Origin of the sequence: Herbidospora galbida (assembly GCF_005233835.1) — a bacterium.
Lineage (GTDB): Bacteria > Actinomycetota > Actinomycetes > Streptosporangiales > Streptosporangiaceae > Herbidospora > Herbidospora galbida.
In genome coordinates, this window is sequence record NZ_SZQA01000036.1 from 63034 (window position 1) to 81803 (window position 18770).

Here is an 18770-nt window from a genome sequence, read left to right on the forward strand (position 1 = left end):
CGGGACCGAGAGACGACGATGCCCCGCGCTGGGGCGGGGCATCGCTGGAGAACGTTTTAGGCCGGTGTGGTGGTCGCCTCCTCGGCGAGATGCACAACACGGTTCCAGCCGAACGGTATTCCGTGAAGGCGGTATATGCGGCCCGGGGGACACATCCACACCGGCACTACGTAGTTAACCACATGCCGGGGCTCCCTGTTCCCGGGCCCGTAGGCTGGCGGCATGCCGATCACGACCCGCGCCCTCAACCGTGCCCTGCTCGCCCGCCAGGGTCTGCTGGAGCGGATGCGCCTCCCGCTGCCGGGCGTGGCCGAGCGGATCGGCGCGCTGCAGATGCAGTACTGGCCCGCGCTGGGGCCGGCGCTGTGGAGCCGCGCCCACGAGGTGGCGCCCGGGTCTCCCTGGCACGCCCACTCCACCGGCGACCTGGTCACCGGCACGCTGCTGCGCGGCACCATCCACACCGTCACCCCGGCCGACTATCCCGCCTACGCGGCGGTGTCGGCGGCCTCCAAGGTGGGCTCGTTCCGGGCCGGTCCCGAACCCGAGATCGGCGAGCTGCTCGACCTGGTGCGGGAGATGGGCGCCACGCCGCGTCCGGTCGCCGACCTGGTGGCCGCGATTGACGCGTGGGTGGTCGCGAACCCGGGCGTGTTGTCCGGCCGCGAGATCGAGCTCCAGCGCCTCTACCGCTGGACGTCGGTGATGATGCGGGTCGGGTTCGTCCGCGTGCCGGCCGAGGGGGTGTGGTCGAAGCGCACCCCGCTGCTGTTCGCGCTCGGCCCGGTCAAGGAGTTCCCGCCGCTGCCGGAGGCGCTGGACTTCGTGATCCGCCGCCACCTGGGGGCCTTCGGCCCGGCCGCCGCCGAGGACGTCGCGTCGTGGATCGCCTGGAACATCACGCCGGTCCGCACGGCGCTGGAGGCCATGACCGACCTGGTGACGTTCACCGACGACGACGGCCGCACCCTCTACGACCTGCCCGGCGCGCCCCGGCCGGGAGAGGACGTCGAGGCGCCGGTCAGGCTGCTGCCGTGGTTCGACAGCAGCCTGCTCGCCTACGCCCCCGGCCGCCGCACCCGCATCCTGCCCGACGCGCACAGAGACCACGTCTACGTGAAGGCCAACGGCCAGCTCAAGCCGTCGTTCCTGGTCGACGGGAAGGTCGCCGGGCTGTGGACGATGACGACGGCCAAGGGCGGCGCGGTGACGCTGATCCTCACCCCGCTGGAGCAGGTCCCCATCCTGGCCAAGGCCGAGCTGGTCGCCGAGGCCAAGCGGCTGCTGGAGTTCACCCACCCCGACGCCGCCTCCCACGAGGTGGTGTTCCGGGGCTAGAGCCCGCGCGCCATGCGCCGCCGGGCCAGGTGGAGCCCGAGGAGCGCGGTGACGACGGCCGCCGCCGTCCCCCACACCACCGGCGCGTCGAGGAACCGGCCGGCGAACAGCGAGCGTTCGGCCTCCACGATGTAGGTGACGGGGTTGATCGAGGCCGCGACCTGGAGCCAGCCCGGCCCGTTCTCGACCGGCAGCAGCACCCCCGACAGCAGCAGCAGCGGGAACATGACGACCTGGGTGATGCCGTAGAACAGCTCCCCGCCGGGCGCCGAGACGATGGCCAGCACGAACGACAGCCCGCCGAGCCCGATCCCGAACACGACCAGCAGCGTCAGCCCGGTCAGCACGCCCGGGACGTGCAGGTCGAGGCCGAGGGGGACGGCCAGCCCGATGATGAGCACCGCCTGGGCGAGCAGGACGACGAACTCCTTGAGCGTCCGGCCGACCAGCAGGGCGGTCCGGCTGACCGGGGTGACCAGCAGGCGCTCCATGGAACCGCCGATGAGGTCGAGGAGCAGGAAGTACCCGGCCATCAGCGGTCCCGACAGGCACATCATGATCAGGATGCCCGGCACGAACCACTGCCAGGCGGGGCCGGGGGTGGCGGTGCCCGACTCCAGCAGGGGGCCGAACAGGTAGAGGAACAGCAACGGCTGGGCCATGGTGAAGACGAGCGAGAGGGGTTCGCGCCAGACGGGGGCGAACTCGCGGCTGAAGATCGTGGCGGTGTCACGGAAGAAGGTCATGGTCAGGCGTCCTCGTCCTGGAGGGTGCGGCCCGTCAGGGCCAGGAAGACGTCGTCGAGCGTGGGGCGGGAGCTCTCGGCCGTGTCGACCTTCAGCCCGGCCGCGTCGAGGGCGCGCACGAACTCGGGCAGCGCGCGGTCGGCCGCCGCGACGCGCAGGGTCAGCTTCGGGCCGTCGGAGGTGACGTCGGCCGCGCCGGGCAGGCTCGCCGCGAGCTCGGCCGCGCGGGGGACGTCGGCCGGGTCGTGCAGGGTGACGGTCAGCCGGTCGCCGGCCAGGTCGGCCTTGAGCCCCCGGGCGGTGCCGTCGGCGATGATGCGGCCCTGGTCGATGACCACGACGCGTTCGGCCATCGCGTCGGCCTCCTCCAGGTAGTGGGTGGTCAGGAACAGCGTGGTCCCGTGGTCGGCGCGCAGCCGCAGGATGTGCGACCAGATGTCGGCGCGGCTGGCCGGGTCGAGGCCGGTCGAGGGTTCGTCCAGGAACAGCAGGGGCGGGCGGTTCATCAGGCCGAGCGCGATGTCCAGGCGGCGGCGCTGGCCGCCCGACAGCGTCGACGGCTTGCGGGCGAACAGGCCGTCGAGGCCGACCACCGTCAGCAGCTCCTCGGCCCGCGAGCGGGCCTCGCGGCGGGTCATGCCGTAGCAGCGGCCCTGGGTGACCAGCTCGTCGCCGATCCGGAAGGCCTCACCGGCGCCGCCCTTCTGGCCGATGTAGCCGATCCGGGCGCGCACGGCCGCCGCCTCGGTCGTGACGTCGTGGCCGGCCACCCGGGCCGTGCCGGAGGTCGGCGGGAGCAGGCCGGTCAGCATCCGCAGGCAGGTCGACTTGCCGGCGCCGTTGGGGCCGAGGAAGGCCACGAGCTGACCGGGTTCCACGTCGAGGTCGACGCCGCGCACGGCGTCGACGGAGGTCTTCTTGAGGGTGTACGTCTTGGTCAGGCCACGGGCATGGATCATGGACAGTCCTTGCTTCTGGGCGGATGCATGGCGCGAGCCACGGCCGTCCTTCGGCCGTCCGCGTCTCGCTTGGGGCATGCCGAAGAAACCCCTGGTCGGGGGCGTTTCGGGATCGCTCCATCCTGACCGGCCCACGGGCCTCCAGGCAAACGTGAAAGGCACATTCACATTCGGTCTGACCTGCGGAAACGCCGTAGGGTGGCTGAGGCGTACCGAGGGTGGAACCGCCCGTGAGCTGGGCGGCAACCGGTTTTTGAAGATTTTTTGATCGGGGGCGATACGGTCGGGTCCATGAAGTACGCGCTGATGATCTACGGCACCCAGGCGGGGTACGCGGCGTTCTCGCCGGAGGAGTTCCAGACCCTCGTCGACCGCCACGACGCCTGGATCGCCAGGCTCCGCGACTCCGGCGAGCTGGTGGCCGCGCAGGGGCTCGAAGGCGAAGACCAGGCCAGGTCCGTACGGGTGCGCGACGGGATCCCCGTGGTCACCGACGGGCCGTTCGTGGAGGCCAAGGAGTTCCTGGCCAGTTTCTACATCGTCGAGTGCTCGGCCGGACGGGCCGTCGAACTGGCGGCCCAGCTGCCGGAGGCCGAGTTCTCCGCCGTCGAGGTGAGACCGGTGTACGAGGGGTCATGACCGGCGTCGACGCGGTGACCGACCGCCTGCTGCGGGAACTGGCGCCGCAGGTGCTCGCGGTGCTGGTCCGCCGCTGGGGCCGCTTCGACGCGTGTGAGGACGCCGTCCAGGAGGCCCTGCTGGCGGCGGCGCTGCAGTGGCCCGTCGAGGGCGTCCCGGCCAGTCCGAAGGCCTGGCTGGTGACCGTCGCGACCCGCCGCCTGGCCGACGAGGCGCGCAGCGACCAGGCGCGCGAACGCCGCGAGGAACGCGTCTCGGCGATGCCCGGACCGGGCGACGACGTGGAGCTCCACGACGACACCCTCACGCTGCTGTTCCTGTGCTGCCATCCGTCGATCTCGCCCTCGTCGCAGGTGGCGCTGACGCTGCGGGCCGTCGGCGGGCTGACGACCGGGCAGATCGCGCGGGCGTTCCTGGTCCCCGAGGCGACCATGGGCCAGCGCATCAGCCGCGCCAAGCAGGCGATCAGGGCCGCCGGAGCCCGCTTCGAGCCGCCTCCGGTGGCCGAGTGGGAGGGGCGGCTGGCGGTCGTCCTGCACGTCCTCTACCTGATCTTCAACGAGGGCTACGCCGCCAGCGCCGGAGAGGGGCTCCTCGACGTCGAGCTGACCGCCGAGGCGATCCGGCTGACCCGGCGGCTGCACGCGCTGCTGCCCGGCGACGGCGAGGTGTCCGGGCTGCTGGCCCTGATGCTGCTCACCGACGCCCGCCGCCCGGCCCGCACCGGCCCCGGCGGGAGCCTGATCCCGCTCGCCGACCAGGACCGTTCCCGCTGGAACCAGGCTCTCATCGCCGAGGGCGCCGACCTGATCACCGAGACCCTGCGCTCGGCCTCGCTCGGCCCCTACCAGGTGCAGGCCGCCATCGCGGCCGTCCACGACGAGGCCCCCAGCGCCGACCAGACCGACTGGCGGCAGATCCTGGTCCTGTACGCCACCCTCAAGCGCTTCTGGCCCGGCCCCATGGTGTCGCTCAACCACGCCGTCGCGGTCGCCATGGTCGACGGCCCCGCCGCCGGCCTCGACCTGCTCGCCGAGGTCGAGGAAGACGCCCGGCTGAAGGGCCACCACCGGGTGGAGGCCGTCCGGGCCCACCTGCTCGACATGGCCGGCGACCTCGACGGCGCCCGCGCCGCCTACGCCAAGGCCGCGCGCCAGACCGCGAACCAGCCCGAACGGCGCTACCTGGAGCACAAGGCACGTCAGGCGGACCGCAGAATGGACGGGTGATGCGAGAACTCGCCGGCCTGGTCGGCGACGGGGGAGTGGTGGTCCTCAGCGGCGCGGGCCTGTCGACCGAGTCGGGCATCCCCGACTACCGGGGCGAGACCGGCCGGGCCCGCCGCGCCGACCCGATGACCTACCAGACCTTCACCACCAGCGCGACCGCCCGGCGCCGCTACTGGGCCCGCAGCCACGTCGGCTGGCGCCACATGGGCCGCGTCGAACCCAACGCCGGTCACCGCGCGGTCGCCCGCCTCGAACGGCTCGGCCTGGTCGACGGCGTGGTGACCCAGAACGTCGACGGCCTCCACCAGGCGGCCGGCACCCGCCGGGTGGTCGAACTCCACGGCGGCCTCGACCGTGTCGCCTGCCTGAAGTGCCGGGTGCGGATCCCCCGAACCGAACTGGACGACCGCCTGAAGGCGGCCAACCCCGGCTTCGACGCGGCCGTTGGGCCGATCAACCCCGACGGGGACGCGGTCGTCCCCGACGAGCTCGTGGCCGGGTTCACCGTGGTCGACTGCGCGGCCTGCGGCGGTCTGCTCAAGCCCGACGTGGTCTTCTTCGGCGAGAACGTGCCCCAGCCCCGCGTCGACGAGTGCTTCGCGATGGTCGCCGCGGCGCGGCTGCTGCTGGTGCTGGGCTCGTCGCTGGCGGTGCGGTCGGGCCGCCGCTTCGTCGACCGGGCCGAATCCCTCGGCATCCCGATCGCGATCGTCAACCAGGGCCCGACCGGCGGAGACGCCCAGGCGCTCCTCAAACTCGACGCGCCGCTGGGCGAGACGCTCACGGTGCTGGCCGCGGCCGGCTGACCCCTTCATCGGTGGAGGGCCATACCCAGCTGGTATACCAGCGGGGCGACGAACTCGTGTTCGTCGACCTGCGGCGGATAGTGTCGGGCCCGTGATCGACGAGATCGGCGCCGTGGCGGCGCGTCATCTGGGCCGTCCGGCCCGGTCGGTGGTCAAGCTCGGCGAAGGCTGGGACAACGTCGCCTACGAGGTCGACGGCGACCTCATCGTGCGCGGCAGCAAGGAGGGCGGCGCGGCGGAGGTCCGCCGCGAGGCCGCGCTGCTCGCCGTCGTCGCGGAGGTCTCACCCGTGCCGACCCCCCGGGTCCTGTTCGTGGACGAGGGGGCGGGCGTGATGGCGTACCGGAAGCTGGCCGGGGAACCCCTCGACAGCCGGCTCGGGATCGCGGTCGCCAAGCCACTCGGGGCCTTCCTCGCGGCGATGAACGCGGTGCCGACGGAGCGGGTCGCCGGTCTGGTCGAGGTCGACGACGACCCGTTCTACGCCTGGCTGGCCGGGACGATCGAGGAGTACAAGGAGGTCGTCAGGGAGCAGGTGCCCGACGACCTGCGCGTCCCCATCGAGCGGTTCCTCCGCGAGAACCCGCCCCGCGACGAGACCAGGACGCTGGCGTTCTGCCACAACGACCTCGGCGCCGAACACGTGCTGACCGACGGCGCGACCGTCACCGGGGTCATCGACTGGACCGACGCCGCGATCTCCGACCCCGCCTACGACCTCGGGCTGGTGCTGCGCGACCTCGGTCCCGAGGTGTTCGCCGAGACGCTGCGCCACTATCGCGACCACGGCGGCGACGCCGGGCCGACGGCCGAGACGCGGGCACGGTTCTACGCCCGCTGCGCGATCATCGAGGACATCGCCTACGGCCTCACCCAGCCGGGGGCATACCACTACGCCGAAGAGGGCCTGTCTCACCTGGCCTGGACGTTCGCCGACAACTGACGCAGCACCCGCATCGCGTCGTCGGCCCGCTCCGGCGGCACGAACAGGTGGTCGTGGAAGTAGGCCGACACCGCGTTGCACGCGATGCCCTCCGCCGCCAGCGCGGCGGTGATCGCGGCCAGCATCCCGACCGCCGCCAGCGACGAGTGCACCCGCAACGTGATCCAGCGGCACGGGAAGACGCCGTCGGCCTGACCTTCGGGCACCACGAGGGTCAGGCCCTCGGGCTCGCAGAAGGTGAACACCGGGGTGAGACCGGGCGGCGGCTCGTCGGCGGTCGCGAAGAGGTAGGCGCCGTCGTGCAGGACCGGGTCGAGGGTGGCCAGCAGGGTGGCGAGGTCGTGCTCGCCGGGGGTCGTCATCCGATCACCGCCGCGACGATCTGGGACGGGTCGCGTTCGAGGTTGTCGCGGGTGTGGATGTAGATGTCGGTGGTCGACGAGCTCGAATGGCCCAGGGCCTGCTGCAGCTGCTTGACCGACGCGCCCCGGTCGCTGGCGACCGTCGCGAAGGTGTGGCGCAGGGCGTGGGGGGTCACCTTCGACTCCAGCCCCGCGGCCTTGGCGACCTTCACGACCAGGCGGTAGGCGTCGGCGCGGTCGAGGGCCCGGCCGCCCGCCGTGGCGAACAGCGGGCCGGTCAGCTTCTCTCTGGCGACCCCGGCCAGGCGGGCGCGGTCGTCGAGGTAGGCGTCGAGAGCGGCCGCGGTGGCGGGGGGCAGGTTGCGCACGCGGGTCTTCTGCCCCTTCCCGACGATCTTGAGGGTACGGTGGCCACGCTGGTGACCCAGGTCGTCGACGGTGGCCGACAGCGCCTCCGACACCCGCGGCCCCAGCTCGATCATGAGCCGGATGAACGCGGCCGTGCGCAGGGCGGTGGGCCCCTTCGTCGCGTCGGCCGCCGCCACGAGGGCGCGGGCCTCGTCTTCGGTGAGGCCGACGGTCTCGGACTGGAAGCGTTCGACCTTGGGGCGGCGTACCCGGGTGAAGGGGTTGGACTCCAGGACGCCCTCGTCGGTCGCGTAGGCGTACCAGGACGAGATCGCCGACAGCTTCCTCGCGAGGGTGCGCGGGGAGACCGGTTCGAGCCAGCGGGCGAACGCGTCGCCGTGGACGCGGACGGCCCGCAGCGGGTGGATCTCGTGCCGCTCGCAGAAGGCGAGCCACTGGGCCAGGTCGGAGCCGTAGGCCGAGCGCGTGTGCGGCGAGGAGAACGACAGCAGCCAGGCCTGGGTGAGCCGGTCGAGCACCGCCTCGCCGTCGCGGGCCACCACGCCGTCGATCACGCGTTCGGGCAGACTCATGATCGTCAGGATACTCCGGCGCGGGCCAGCAGCAGCGCCCTCTCGCGCTCGTTGCGCGTCAGCCCCGCCGCGCGGCGGAACTCGGCCCTGGCCTCCTCGTCGCGGCCGAGCCTGGCCAGCAGATCGCCGCGCACGCTGGGCAGCAGGTGGTAGTTCTGCAGCGCGGGCTCGTCGGCCAGCTCCTCGACCAGCGCCAGCCCGGCCGAGGGGCCGTAGGCCATCGACAGCGCCACCGCCCGGTTCAGCTCGACGACCGGCGAGGGCACCTCCTCGGCCAGCCGTTCGTAGAGGCCCGCGATGCGGCCCCAGTCGGTCGCCTCCGCCGTCTCGGCCCTGGCATGGCAGGCGGCGATGGCGGCCTGGAGCGCGTACGGCCCCGTGCCCGCCCTCTCCAGCGCGGCCAGCCCCGCGGCGATGCGGTCACGGTCCCACTTCGTGCGGTCCTGGTCGGGCAGCAGGATCGGGTCGCCGCCGGCGTCGGTGCGGGCGTCCAGCCGCGACGCCTGGATCTCCAGGAGCGCCCGCAGGCCGTGCACCTCGGCCTCCTGCGGCAGCAGGTCCCCCAGGAGGCGGGCCAGCCGCAGCGCCTCCTCGCAGAGGTGCGGCCTGATCCAGTCGTCGCCGGCGGTGGCGGTGTAGCCCTCGTTGAAGATCAGGTAGACGACCTCCAGCACCGCTTCCAGGCGTTCGCCCAGCTCCTCACGGCCCGGCACCTCGAACGGGACGCGCTCCTTGGCGAGGGTCTTCTTCGCGCGGGAGATCCGCTGGCCGAGCGTGGCCTCGGGGGTCAGGAACGCGCGGGCGATCTCGTCGGTGCTCAGCCCGCCGAGCAGCCGCAACGTCAGCGCCACCCGCGTCTGGGTGGTCAGCACCGGATGGCAGGCGACGAAGACCAGCCGCAGCAGGTCGTCCTCGATGGCCTCCGGCTCGGGCTGCTCCTCGACGTCGCTCAGGGTCCTGGCCAGCTCGGCGAGCTTCGCGTCGTGGCGCTCCCGGCGCCGGAACAGGTCGACGGCACGGCGCTTGGCGACGGTGGTCAGCCATGCTCCCGGGTTGTCGGGGATGCCGTCGCGGGGCCACTGTTCGAGGGCCGCCACCAGGGCGTCCTGCGCCAGCTCCTCGGCCAGCCCGACGTCGCCGGTGAGCCGCGTCAGCCCGGCGACGACCCGGGCCGCCTCGGTCCGCCAGACCTGTTCCGCCGCTTGGTGCGCCTTGTTGGTCACCGCGTCATTCCACCAGACTGGGCCGATGCGATTCATGATCATGGGCCGGGGGAGCGAGGCCAGCGAGGCCGGGGTGCTGCCCGGCGATGAGCTCATCGAGGCCATGCGCGCCTACAACGCCTCCATGACGGAGGCCGGCGTCCTGGTGTCGGCCGAGGCGCTGCACCCGATGACGAGGGGGGCGCGGATCTCGTACCGGAAGGGGACGGCCGTCGTCATCGACGGGCCGTTCACCGAGACGAAGGAGGTCATCGCGGGGTTCTGGATCATTGAGGTGGAGTCGAAGGAGGAGGCGGTGGCGTGGGCGCTGAAGATGCCCTACGTCCAGGACGGGGAGGAGGGGGTGGAGATCCGCGAGGTGTTCGAGGTCCCCGAACTGGACGAGCGCATCGCGGCGGAACGGGCTCGGGGGGAGCGGTGAGGCCTACAGGGCCGACCACTCCTGGCGGCGGGCCTCGGCCAGGGCGATGGCCGCCGCGACCGCGACGTTGAAGGAGCCGACGCGGCCCACCTGCGGGATGTAGGCGACCGCGTCGGCCGACTCCAGGACGGCGGGGGAGCAGCCGTGGTCCTCACTGCCGACGACCAGGCACACGTCGCCGGTCAGCTTGGCCTCGTGCAGCGGGCGGGCGTCGCCGGTGAGCTCGATCGCCACCACGGCGAACCCGTCGTCCTTGGCCGCGCGCACGGCCTGGGCGGCCGGGACCGGCTCGTGCCACTCGACCAGCCGGTCGGTGCCCAGGGCGGTCTTCTGCGCCTTGGGGTTGGTCGGCGGGGTCGCGTTGCCGGCCAGCCAGATGACGTCGACGCCGAAGGCGGCGGCCGTACGGAAGATGGAACCGATGTTGAACGGCCCGGTCACCGATTCGACGATCATCCCGAGGCGGCCGGCCGTGTTGCGGCGCCAGGTGCGGTTGAGCCGCTTGACGTCGGTCGGGCGGAGCTGTCGGCGCGGGTTCGGGGTCGTCATCGAGGCGTCACTTTCAGGATGCGGTAGGCGGCGCGGGAGGCGTGGCGGGTAGCGGTCCAGCCCTGCTCGGTGAGCCACTTCTGCAGGGAGTCGGAGCCGAGGTGCTTCTGGACGACCAGGTAGGCGGCCCCCTCGGGGAGCAGCCGGTCGAGCCAGCGGGTGAGCATGGCGTGCAGGGCGGGCTTGCCGATGCGGATGGCCGGGTTGGACCAGATCGCGGCGAACCGCACCTGCTCGGGCATCTCGTCGGCGTGCACGCACCTTACTTTGTCAAGGCGGGCGGCCGTGGCGTTGCGCTCCGTGAGGTCGAGTGACCGCCGGTTGACGTCCACGGCCCAGACGGTCGCCTGCGGCGACCGGGTCGCCATGGTGAGCGCGATCGGCCCGTAGCCGCACCCCAGATCGAGCAGGTCGCCCTCGGCGGGCGGGGGCGGCACGGACTCCAGCAGGATCCTGGTGCCGGTGTCGACGCGGTCGGGGGAGAACACGCCCCGGTCGGTCTCGAGCCGCAGGTGCAGGTCGGGCAGCACCAGCGGGACCGTGGCGGGCCTGCTCTCGGCCTGCGGCCGTTCGTCGAAGTAGTGCACGGCGTGGAACGTTACCCGAGCTTTCAGGGGATGCGGGTGCCGAGCACCAGCGCCGACCCCGCCACCAGCAGCCCGGCGACCACGGCGCCGATGATGAACCGCTGGGTGATCTCCTGGTGGACGACCCGGTAGCCGAGGCTGGTGCCGATCTGGGCGTAGACCTCGCGCAGTTCGTCGCCGGACTCGGCGGTGTAGGCGCGGCCGTTGGTGCCGTCGGCGAGCGACTGGAGGGTCTGCTTGTTGACCGGCACCTGGACGCTGCGGCCGTCGATGGCGACGGTGCCCTCGGGGGTGCCGTAGGCGATGGTGGAGACCGGGACCTTGCCGCCGGCGGCGGCCTCGACGGCCTCGTTGACCGACCGGCCGCTGGTGTTGTCGCCGTCGGACAGCAGCACGATCGCGGCGGGCGGCGGGTCGGTGACGGCCTGCTGGTCGAAGGACCTGATGGCGTCGAGGGAGTTGAAGACGGCCTCGCCGATGGCGGTGCCGGGCCGCGTGGTCAGGTTGCGGATGGTGTTGACGACCGCGGCGTGGTCGGTGGTGGGCGGGATGGCCACGGCGGCCGACCGGGCGAAGGAGACGACGCCGACGTTGAAGCGTTCGGGCAGGTCCTGGACGAACCGTTCGGCGGCCTGGCGGGCGGCGACCATGCGGGTCGGGGCGACGTCGGCGGCCTCCATCGACAGCGAGATGTCGACGGCGATCATGATGGTGGCGCGGTCGCGCGGCACCCGCACCTCGTCGGCGGGCCGGGCGGCGCCCAGCACGAGCAGGCTCATCATGGCCAGGAACAGCCCTGCCGTCAGGTGGCGGCGCCAGCCGGGCTTCTCGGGCGCGACCAGGGCCAGCAGGGCCAGGTTGGTGAAGCGGACCGCGTAGCGGCGCCGGACGTACTGCATGACCACGTAGACCACGGCCAGGGCGACCAGCGCGGCGAAGAGCCAGAGCCACGCGGGGGACAGGAAGATCATGCGCGTGCCCTCCGGGCCATCACATGGGCGGTTCGGCGCTGCCGGAGCACGAACTGGGCGATGTCGGTCATCCAGTCGCGGTCGGTGCGCAGGACGAGGTGGGCCGCGCCGGCCCGGCGCAGCGCCGAGCGGTTGTTCTCCCGCTGCTCGGCGGCGGCCTCGGCGTAGCGTTCGCGGACGCGGCGGGTCAGATGGATGTCGCGGTGGCGGCCGGTCTCCGGGTCGAGCAGGGTGATCTGGCCGACGTCGGGCAGTTCCAGCTCGCGCGGGTCGATGACCTCGATGGCCAGCACCTGCTGGCGGGCGGCCAGGCGGCGGACGGGCCGTTCCCAGTCGGCGGGGTCGTCGAGGAAGTCGGAGACGACGACGCGCATGCCGCGGCGGCGGTGGGCGGCGGCGAGCATCTCGATCGCGCCGCCCAGGCTGCTGCTGCCCCGGGAGCGCGGGGCGTCGGTGAGCGACTGGAGCAGGCCGAACAGGTTGGCGCGGCCGGGCCGGGCCGGGTAGCGGTGGACCTCCTCGCCGTGCAGCACGTAGGCGCCGAAGCGGTCGCCGACGCGGCTGGACAGGAAGCCGAGCGCGCCGACGGCGTGGATGACCAGGGTGCGCTTGTCCATGTCGGCGGTGCCGAAGTCCATGCTGGCGGTCAGGTCGACCAGCGCCCAGGTCTCCAGTTCGCGGTCGGAGATGAGGTCTCTGACGTGCGGGACGGTGGTGCGGGCGGTGACGTTCCAGTCCATCCGCCGCGTGTCGTCCTCGCCGGGGACGTAGACGCGGGTGTCGCCGAACTCGCTGCCGGGGCCGGGCAGCAGGCCCAGGTGGCCGCCCTGGAGGAGACCGTCGAGCCTGCGGACGACGGTCAGCTCCAGTTTGCGCAGCGCGGAGTCGGCGCCCTTCATCGCTGGCCCTGGTTCCAGACGACCAGCGGCGGCGGCACGGAGTGGAGGATCTGGCGGACGACGTCTTCGGGTTCGATGCCGTCGGCCAGCGCGTCGAAGGTGAGCATGAGCCGGTGGGACATGACGTCGACGGCGACGTCGCGGATGTCGTCGGGCAGCAGGTAGTCGCGGCCGCGCAGCAGCGCCAGGGCGCGGCCGGCGGCGACCAGGCCGAGGGTGGCGCGGGGGCTGACCCCGATCTCGATGGTCTCCTCCAGTTCGCGCAGGCCGTAGTCGGCGGGCGCGCGGGTGGCCATCACCAGGCGGACGACGTAGTCGGCCACCAGCTGGTGGACCGACACGGCCTCGGCCGACTTCTGCAGCGCGAGCAGGCGCGGCGCGTCGAGGATCGGGTCGGGCGTCGGCGGGGTGACGCTCATGCGGTGGAGGATCTCCAGCTCCTCGTTGGCGCTGGGGTGGCCGACGCGGACCTTGAACAGGAACCGGTCGCGCTGCACCTCGGGCAGCGGGTAGACGCCCTCGGACTCGATCGGGTTCTGGGTGGCCAGCACGACGAACGGGCGCGGCAGCGGGTGGGTGACGCCGGCCAGCGAGACCTGGCGTTCGGCCATGACCTCCAGCAGGGCCGACTGCACCTTCGCCGGGGCGCGGTTGATCTCGTCGGCGAGCAGGAAGTTGACGAACACGGGCCCGAGCTCGACGTCGAAGCGCTCGGTGCCGGGGTGGTAGACGCGGGTGCCGACGATGTCGCTGGGAACCAGGTCGGGCGTGAACTGGATGCGCGCGAACGTGCCGCCGACCACGGTGGCCAGGGTCGAGGCGGCCAGCGTCTTGGCCACGCCCGGCACGCCTTCCAGCAGGCAGTGGCCGCGCGCCAGCAGGGCGACCAGGAGCCGTTCGACCATGTGGTCCTGCCCCACGATGACCCGCCGCACCTCCGCCAGGGCGTCGCGCAGCGCGCCCATGTCGGCATCGGTCGAGGCGCCGCCACCTGCGGACATCGTCGCCGGCACGACGGACGTGCCCGGCCCTTCATCAGCAACCATCATGCGTGTTATTCAATCGTGACTTGGTGGGAAAGACCATGGTCTCACCCTGCCCGTTGCGATCGCCGGAGACACCCTGTGCATTGGGCAGGTTCCGGCACGAGCCACGACCGGCCTCCGGCCGTCCGCGTCTCGTTGTGTTTTGATGGGGTGTGGCCACTCCTCTCCAGTATGGCGACCCGCCCCACCTGGGTCCGTTCGTTCTGCAGGCGCGTCTGCAGTCGGCTCCGGCGGGTCTGGTCTACCTGGGGCAGGCGCCCGACGGACGGGCGGTGTCGGTGGTCGTGCTGACGCGCGGCGCGGCGCTCGACGCGGCGGCCAGAGACCGGTTCGTGACCGGGATCAGGGAGGCCGAGGCGGCCCGGTCGGGGGTGCGGGGGCTGCTGTCGCGGGTGCGGCGGGCGAGTCCGGCCACGCCCTTCGTGGTGGCGTGGGACGGCGGTGAGGCGCCGTGGGCGGCGACGCCGTTCGTGCCGGGCGGTCCGGGGGCCGAGAAGTTCCTCGAACCGGTCATGGTGTCGGGGATGCTGATCGGCGACCGGCACGGCCCCGACTTCGTGCCCTACTGGCTGGGCGACCGCAATCCGGCGCTGCCCGCGCCGCCTCCTCCGGCTCCGCCGCCGACGGCGACGCCGCGTCAGGTGGCGACGGCCTCGGCGGTGCTGGCGGTGCTGGTGCTGCTGCTCCTGGTGATGGTGTGGCTGTTCCTGTTCCGGGGCGACGACGAGGCGATCCCGGCGCAGCCGCTGCCGCCGACGGTGTTCGTGCCGACCCCGCCGCCGGTGCCCGAGCAGTCGGAGTCGACGCAGCCCTCGCCCTCTCCCGGCCCGAGCGAGGGGGGCAGCCCGACGCCGCTTCCCGGTGGCTCGGACGACCCCGGCGACGCCATCTAAGCGTACGCTTACTCCTCATGGAGTTGTGGGACACGGTCGAACCTCCGGCCGCGCGCCGCCTGGTGGCCGGAGCGGTCGGCCTGTTCGCCGAGCGCGGCTTCGGCGGCGCCTCGACGCGCGACATCGCGGCGGCCGCCGGGCTGAGCCCGGGGGCGATGTACGTCCACTTCCCCTCCAAGGCCGAGCTGCTGGCCCGGATCGTGATGATCGTGCACGAGGCGGCCTACGAGGCGGTGTCCGGGGCCGTGCTGCGGGCCGGCTCCCCGGCCGCCAGGGTCCGCGCCCTGGTCTACGCGCTGGCCCGCTTTCACGCCGCTCACCAGCGCGGATGCCGGGTCGTCCAGAACGAGCTCGGCGCGCTGGCCGCCGACGACTGGGCGCGGGTGCGGGCCGAGCGCCGCCGCGTCGAGGCGCTGTTCCGCGATGAGGTGGGCGCGGGGGTGGCCGCGGGCGTCTTCGAGACGGCCGACGTCGCCGGCACCACCCGGGCGATCGTGTCGATGTGCGTGGACGTCTCCCGCTGGTACCGCCCCGGCGGGACCGACAGCCCCGAGGACGTGGGCGCGCTGTACGCCCATCTGGCCCTGCGGATGGTCCGGGCGCTACCCTGCTAAGCGATCGCTTAGCGGGAGGGTGTCATGCGGCGGACGGTCTATTCGGCGGACCACGAGGCGTTCCGGGAGTCGGTCAGGGAGTTCGTGGCCCGTGAGGCCGACCCTCACGCCGAACGGTTCGCCGAGGAGCGGCTCATCGGCCCGCAGGTGTGGCGGGAGGCCGGGCGTCAGGGGCTGCTCGGGCTGGAGATCCCCGAGGAGTACGGCGGGTCGGCCGCCGGCGACTACCGGTTCAACGCGGTGCTGCACGAGGAGCTGGCCGCCCACGGGATGGCGCTGGCCTCGGGGTTCGGCATCCACTTCGACATCGTCGCCCCCTACCTGGTCGACCTGACCACCGAGGAGCAGAAGCGGCGGTGGCTGCCCGGCTTCTGCTCCGGCGAGCTGGTCACCGCGATCGGCATGACCGAGCCCGGGGGCGGCTCCGACCTGGCGGCGCTGACGACCGGTGCCGTACGGGACGGGGACCACTGGGTGCTCAACGGGTCCAAGACCTTCATCACCAACGGCATCCAGGCCGGGCTGGTGGTCGTCGCGGCCCGGACCAGCCCCGGCAAGAAGGGCATCACGCTGTTCGGCGTCGAGGCCGGCATGCCGGGGTTCGAGCGGGGCCGCAAGCTCGACAAGATGGGCCAGCCCGAGGCCGACACCGCCGAGCTGTTCTTCCGCGACGTCCGCGTCCCGGCCGCCAACGTGATCGGGCCGGTCGACGGCGGGTTCGTCGCGATGATGGAGCGCCTGCCGCAGGAACGGCTCGGCGCGGCCGTCGCCAACCTGGCGCACGCCTGGTCGGCGCTGGGGGAGACGCTCGCCTACGTGCGGGAGCGGCGGGCGTTCGGGCAGCCGGTGGGGTCCTTCCAGTACAACAAGTTCACCCTCGCCGACCTGGTCACCGAGCTGGAGGTGACCCGCGCCTACGTCGACCAGTGCGTCGCCGCGCACGCCGGCCGCGAGCTGTCGGCGGTCGAGGCGGCCAAGGCCAAGCTGTGGTCGTCGGAGGTGCAGTGGCGGGTGCTGGACGCGTGCGTGCAGCTGTTCGGCGGGTACGGCTACATGCGCGAACACCGGGTCGCGCGGGCGTGGGCCGACGCGCGGGTGACCCGCATCTGGGCCGGGTCGAGCGAGATCATGCGCGAGATCGTCGGCCGCGACCTGGGGCTGTGAGTGGGGTTGTGCATGGACTACGCGCACTGGGACGAGATGCCGACCCGCTGGCGGGACAACGACGTCTACGGGCACCTGAACAACGTCGTCCACTACGAGCTGATGGACTCGGTGATCAACCGCTGGCTCATCTCCTCGGCGGGCCTGGACCCGACGGGCGGCGCCTCGATCGGGCTGTGCGTCGAGTCGCGCTGCTCCTACAAGGCCGAGGCCGCCTACCCGGCGGTCATCCGGATCGGGCTGCGCGTCGGCCGGCTCGGCACCTCCTCGGTCCGCTACGAGCTGGGCCTGTTCGAGGGTGAGCGGCTGCTGGCCGAGGGGGAGTTCACCCACGTGTTCGTCGACCGCCGCACCCGCCGGCCCGCGCCGATCGAGGGCGGGATGCGGGCGGCGATGGAGAGGCTGGTGGTCGCGTGAAGATCCGTTCGGCCGTGCTGGAGCGGACGGGCGGTCCCCTGGACGTCCGGGAGCTCACCCTCGCCCCGCCGGAGGAGGGGGAACTGCTGGTCCGGATCGAGGCCGCGGGGCTGTGCCACTCCGACCTGTCGGTCATCGACGGCTCACGCCCTCGCCCGCTGCCGATGGCGCTGGGGCACGAGGCGGCCGGGGTCGTCGCCGAGTCGCGCTCGCCGGAGTTCGCCGAAGGCGACCACGTGGTGCTCACCTTCGTCCCGGCCTGCGGCTCCTGCCCGCCGTGCGTGGCGGGCCGGCCCGCGCTGTGCGTCCCGGGCGCGGCGGCCAACCGCGCCGGCACCCTCCTGGGCGGCGGCCGGCGGCTGGGCGGGGTGTTCCACCATCTGGGCGTGTCGGCCTTCTCCGAGTTCGCCGTCGTGTCGGCCCGTTCGGCGGTGAAGGTGCCCGCCCGCCTGCCGTTCGAGGTGGCGGCGCTGTTCGGCTGCGCCGTGCTGACCGGCGCCGGCGCGGCCCTGTACGCCGCCGGCGTCGGCCCGCGCGACAGCGTGGCGGTCTTCGGGCTCGGCGGGGTCGGCCTGTCGGCGCTCCTGGCCGCCAAGGCGGCCGGGGCGGGCGCCCTGATCGCCGTCGACGTGGTCGAGGGCAAACGCGACCTGGCCCTGGCGCTGGGGGCCACGCACGCCGTACCGGGAGGAGCCGGCGCCGTCGAGCGCGTGCGGGAGCTGACCGGCGGGGGAGCGGTGAAGGTCGTCGACACCACCGGCGTCGCGCCGGTCCTGGCGCAGGCCTACGCGGCCACCGCGCCGGGCGGCGTCACCGTCACGGTCGGGCTGCCCGCCCCCGACGCCGGGCTGACCATCCCGGCGCTGTCGCTGGTCGCCGAGGAGAAGACGCTGCGCGGCAGCTACCTCGGCTCGTGCGTGCCGCGCCGCGACGTGCCCCGCTTCGTGGCCATGTACGAGTCCGGCGCGCTCCCCGTCGACCGCCTGCTGTCCGACCGGCTGCGGCTCGGCCGGGTCAACGAGGGCTTCGAGCGGCTGAAGAGCGGCCAGGCCGTCCGGCAGGTGGTGTTAATGCGTTGAGCCTCACGTAACGGGAGTCCTTAGGGTCGGCCGCATGAAACTCAACGTGATCGACACCGTCACGCGGATGCGGGAGATCTTCGCCACCCCGCTGCCCGGACGGGCCGCCAAACTGGGCGAGCTGCTCGAGCCGATGGCCGCCGCGATGCCGTGGCTGACCACCGGCGCGCTGGCCGACTTCCACCACCAGGGGTCGGGGTTCCGCACCGACCGCGACGACGACCGCTACCTGCCCGCGCTCGACCGGCTCGACGGCGTCCTGGGCCGGATCGAGACCGCACTGCTCCGCGCCTGGGACCACCAGGCGGCGGCGGTGCCGGACATCAGGGTCGCCGACACCGTGAACGTGCTGCTGGTGCTCGGGAATCCCGACGACGCCCATCTGACGGAGACCAGCCACGGCTACTTCGGCATGGGCGGCATCCCCGGCTGGATCCACCTGACCGTGTGGCCGACGGAGGAGAGCCTGGCGGGGATCGCCGACTGCGCGGTGCACGAGTTCAGCCACAACGTCCGCTACGCCAACGTCAGGTGGGACCCGCCGACCGTGCAGCTCGGCGAGCAGATCGTCTCCGAGGGCCTGGCCGACGCGTTCGTGGCCGAACTGGGCGGGACCCCCGGCTACTGGGCCGACTCCCTGGCCGAGGGGGAGTTCGAGGCGGCGTACCGGAAGATCGTGGACAACCTGTCGCTGACCGGGATGCAGAACTTCTCCGCCTACGTCCACGGCGACGCGGCGGCGGCGCGGTTCGGCGGCACCCCCGTCGGGCTGCCCGCGATGGCCGGATATCCGGTCGGCCGCCGCATCGTCGAGGCCCACCTGGCGGCGACCGGGCTGACCGCCGCGCAGTCGACCGCCCTGCCCAGCGCGGAGATCATCGCGAACGCGGGGCTATAGTTCTCGCTCGTGAACGGGGGACAAATCCTGCTTTTGCTGCTGGCCG

22 protein-coding genes are annotated in these 18770 nt (G+C 72.9%); 12 read left to right on the forward strand and 10 right to left on the reverse strand.

Translation table 11 applies throughout. The features are described from left to right. The first annotated feature begins 222 nt into the window (after positions 1 to 222). Positions 223 to 1338 carry a winged helix DNA-binding domain-containing protein gene (locus tag FDA94_RS30545; RefSeq protein ID WP_137250525.1) on the forward strand — a complete coding sequence of 372 codons (1116 nt, stop codon included), beginning with the start codon at positions 223 to 225 and terminating at the stop codon, positions 1336 to 1338. On the opposite strand, the gene FDA94_RS30550 is transcribed toward FDA94_RS30545, so the two are convergent. Together FDA94_RS30550 and FDA94_RS30555 are read right to left on the reverse strand one after the other, a co-directional pair. Continuing rightward, positions 1335 to 2084, reverse strand: a complete 750-nt coding sequence (locus tag FDA94_RS30550) for an ABC transporter permease (protein WP_137250526.1) — start codon at positions 2082 to 2084, stop codon at positions 1335 to 1337. The two genes, FDA94_RS30545 and FDA94_RS30550, sit on opposite strands and share 4 nt — an antisense overlap. Positions 2085 to 2086: 2 nt before the next feature. Then, entirely contained in the window at positions 2087 to 3043 is a 957-nt protein-coding gene (locus FDA94_RS30555; protein ID WP_137250527.1) for an ATP-binding cassette domain-containing protein, read from the reverse strand. A gap of 291 nt (positions 3044 to 3334) precedes the next feature. On the opposite strand from FDA94_RS30555, the gene FDA94_RS30560 reads away from it, so the two are divergent. The 4 genes from FDA94_RS30560 to FDA94_RS30575 all read left to right on the forward strand — a co-directional run bounded on the left by FDA94_RS30560 (position 3335) and on the right by FDA94_RS30575 (position 6660). Further along, positions 3335 to 3682 (forward strand): YciI family protein, encoded by a 348-nt coding sequence (locus FDA94_RS30560; RefSeq protein WP_137250528.1) that lies wholly within the window; start codon positions 3335 to 3337, stop codon positions 3680 to 3682. Beyond that, positions 3679 to 4911, forward strand: a complete 1233-nt coding sequence (locus FDA94_RS30565; RefSeq protein WP_137250529.1) for an RNA polymerase sigma factor — start codon at positions 3679 to 3681, stop codon at positions 4909 to 4911. The genes FDA94_RS30560 and FDA94_RS30565 overlap by 4 nt, the downstream gene beginning before the upstream one ends. Further along, a complete protein-coding gene (locus tag FDA94_RS30570) occupies positions 4911 to 5717 on the forward strand; it encodes an NAD-dependent protein deacetylase (RefSeq protein WP_137250557.1) in 807 nt (268 codons plus the stop codon). The genes FDA94_RS30565 and FDA94_RS30570 overlap by 1 nt, the downstream gene beginning before the upstream one ends. Positions 5718 to 5808: 91 nt before the next feature. Next, positions 5809 to 6660 (forward strand): phosphotransferase family protein, encoded by an 852-nt coding sequence (locus FDA94_RS30575; protein ID WP_170991199.1) that lies wholly within the window; start codon positions 5809 to 5811, stop codon positions 6658 to 6660. On the opposite strand, the gene FDA94_RS30580 is transcribed toward FDA94_RS30575, so the two are convergent. The 3 genes from FDA94_RS30580 to FDA94_RS30590 are packed head-to-tail and all read right to left on the reverse strand — an operon-like array spanning position 6630 to position 9186. After that, positions 6630 to 7022: an ACT domain-containing protein gene (locus FDA94_RS30580; RefSeq protein WP_137250531.1), complete on the reverse strand. Its 393-nt coding sequence runs from the start codon at positions 7020 to 7022 to the stop codon at positions 6630 to 6632. The two genes, FDA94_RS30575 and FDA94_RS30580, sit on opposite strands and share 31 nt — an antisense overlap. After that, entirely contained in the window at positions 7019 to 7963 is a 945-nt protein-coding gene (locus FDA94_RS30585) for a tyrosine-type recombinase/integrase (protein ID WP_137250532.1), read from the reverse strand. Before FDA94_RS30585 ends, FDA94_RS30580 begins: the two co-directional genes overlap by 4 nt. Before the next feature lie 5 nt (positions 7964 to 7968). Further along, positions 7969 to 9186: an RNA polymerase sigma factor gene (locus FDA94_RS30590; protein ID WP_246060235.1), complete on the reverse strand. Its 1218-nt coding sequence runs from the start codon at positions 9184 to 9186 to the stop codon at positions 7969 to 7971. 25 nt (positions 9187 to 9211) lie between these two features. Between FDA94_RS30590 and FDA94_RS30595 the strand changes: the two genes are divergently transcribed. Then, entirely contained in the window at positions 9212 to 9607 is a 396-nt protein-coding gene (locus FDA94_RS30595; RefSeq protein ID WP_137250534.1) for a YciI family protein, read from the forward strand. A gap of 3 nt (positions 9608 to 9610) precedes the next feature. Here FDA94_RS30595 and FDA94_RS30600 read toward each other — a convergent pair whose 3' ends face one another. Genes FDA94_RS30600 through FDA94_RS30620 form a run of 5 tightly spaced genes read right to left on the reverse strand, consistent with a single transcriptional unit; the run spans position 9611 to position 13614 of the window. Continuing rightward, positions 9611 to 10156, reverse strand: a complete 546-nt coding sequence (locus FDA94_RS30600; RefSeq protein ID WP_137250535.1) for a TrmH family RNA methyltransferase — start codon at positions 10154 to 10156, stop codon at positions 9611 to 9613. Then, a complete protein-coding gene (locus tag FDA94_RS30605) occupies positions 10153 to 10743 on the reverse strand; it encodes a class I SAM-dependent methyltransferase (RefSeq protein WP_246060236.1) in 591 nt (196 codons plus the stop codon). Before FDA94_RS30605 ends, FDA94_RS30600 begins: the two co-directional genes overlap by 4 nt. A gap of 23 nt (positions 10744 to 10766) precedes the next feature. Continuing rightward, positions 10767 to 11714 (reverse strand): VWA domain-containing protein, encoded by a 948-nt coding sequence (locus FDA94_RS30610; RefSeq protein WP_137250536.1) that lies wholly within the window; start codon positions 11712 to 11714, stop codon positions 10767 to 10769. Continuing rightward, positions 11711 to 12613 (reverse strand): DUF58 domain-containing protein, encoded by a 903-nt coding sequence (locus FDA94_RS30615; protein ID WP_137250537.1) that lies wholly within the window; start codon positions 12611 to 12613, stop codon positions 11711 to 11713. The genes FDA94_RS30610 and FDA94_RS30615 overlap by 4 nt, the downstream gene beginning before the upstream one ends. Then, complete coding sequence (locus FDA94_RS30620; protein WP_137250559.1) at positions 12610 to 13614, reverse strand: AAA family ATPase; 1005 nt, start codon at positions 13612 to 13614, stop codon at positions 12610 to 12612. Before FDA94_RS30620 ends, FDA94_RS30615 begins: the two co-directional genes overlap by 4 nt. Before the next feature lie 197 nt (positions 13615 to 13811). On the opposite strand from FDA94_RS30620, the gene FDA94_RS30625 reads away from it, so the two are divergent. The 6 genes from FDA94_RS30625 to FDA94_RS30650 are packed head-to-tail and all read left to right on the forward strand — an operon-like array spanning position 13812 to position 18724. Beyond that, a complete protein-coding gene (locus FDA94_RS30625) occupies positions 13812 to 14552 on the forward strand; it encodes a hypothetical protein (RefSeq protein ID WP_137250538.1) in 741 nt (246 codons plus the stop codon). A 17-nt stretch (positions 14553 to 14569) separates the two neighbouring features. Continuing rightward, the gene (locus FDA94_RS30630) at positions 14570 to 15166 is read left to right on the forward strand and encodes a TetR/AcrR family transcriptional regulator (RefSeq protein WP_170991200.1); all 597 of its coding nucleotides are present in this window, start codon (positions 14570 to 14572) and stop codon (positions 15164 to 15166) included. Positions 15167 to 15190: 24 nt separating this feature from the next. Beyond that, positions 15191 to 16330 carry an acyl-CoA dehydrogenase family protein gene (locus FDA94_RS30635; RefSeq protein WP_137250539.1) on the forward strand — a complete coding sequence of 380 codons (1140 nt, stop codon included), beginning with the start codon at positions 15191 to 15193 and terminating at the stop codon, positions 16328 to 16330. 12 nt (positions 16331 to 16342) lie between these two features. Beyond that, the gene (locus tag FDA94_RS30640) at positions 16343 to 16747 is read left to right on the forward strand and encodes an acyl-CoA thioesterase (RefSeq protein WP_137250540.1); all 405 of its coding nucleotides are present in this window, start codon (positions 16343 to 16345) and stop codon (positions 16745 to 16747) included. Next, on the forward strand, positions 16744 to 17826 hold the full coding sequence (locus FDA94_RS30645; RefSeq protein WP_137250541.1) for a zinc-binding dehydrogenase: 1083 nt from the start codon (positions 16744 to 16746) through the stop codon (positions 17824 to 17826). The genes FDA94_RS30640 and FDA94_RS30645 overlap by 4 nt, the downstream gene beginning before the upstream one ends. Before the next feature lie 34 nt (positions 17827 to 17860). Beyond that, complete coding sequence (locus FDA94_RS30650) at positions 17861 to 18724, forward strand: DUF2268 domain-containing putative Zn-dependent protease (RefSeq protein ID WP_137250542.1); 864 nt, start codon at positions 17861 to 17863, stop codon at positions 18722 to 18724. Positions 18725 to 18770: the final 46 nt, after the last annotated feature.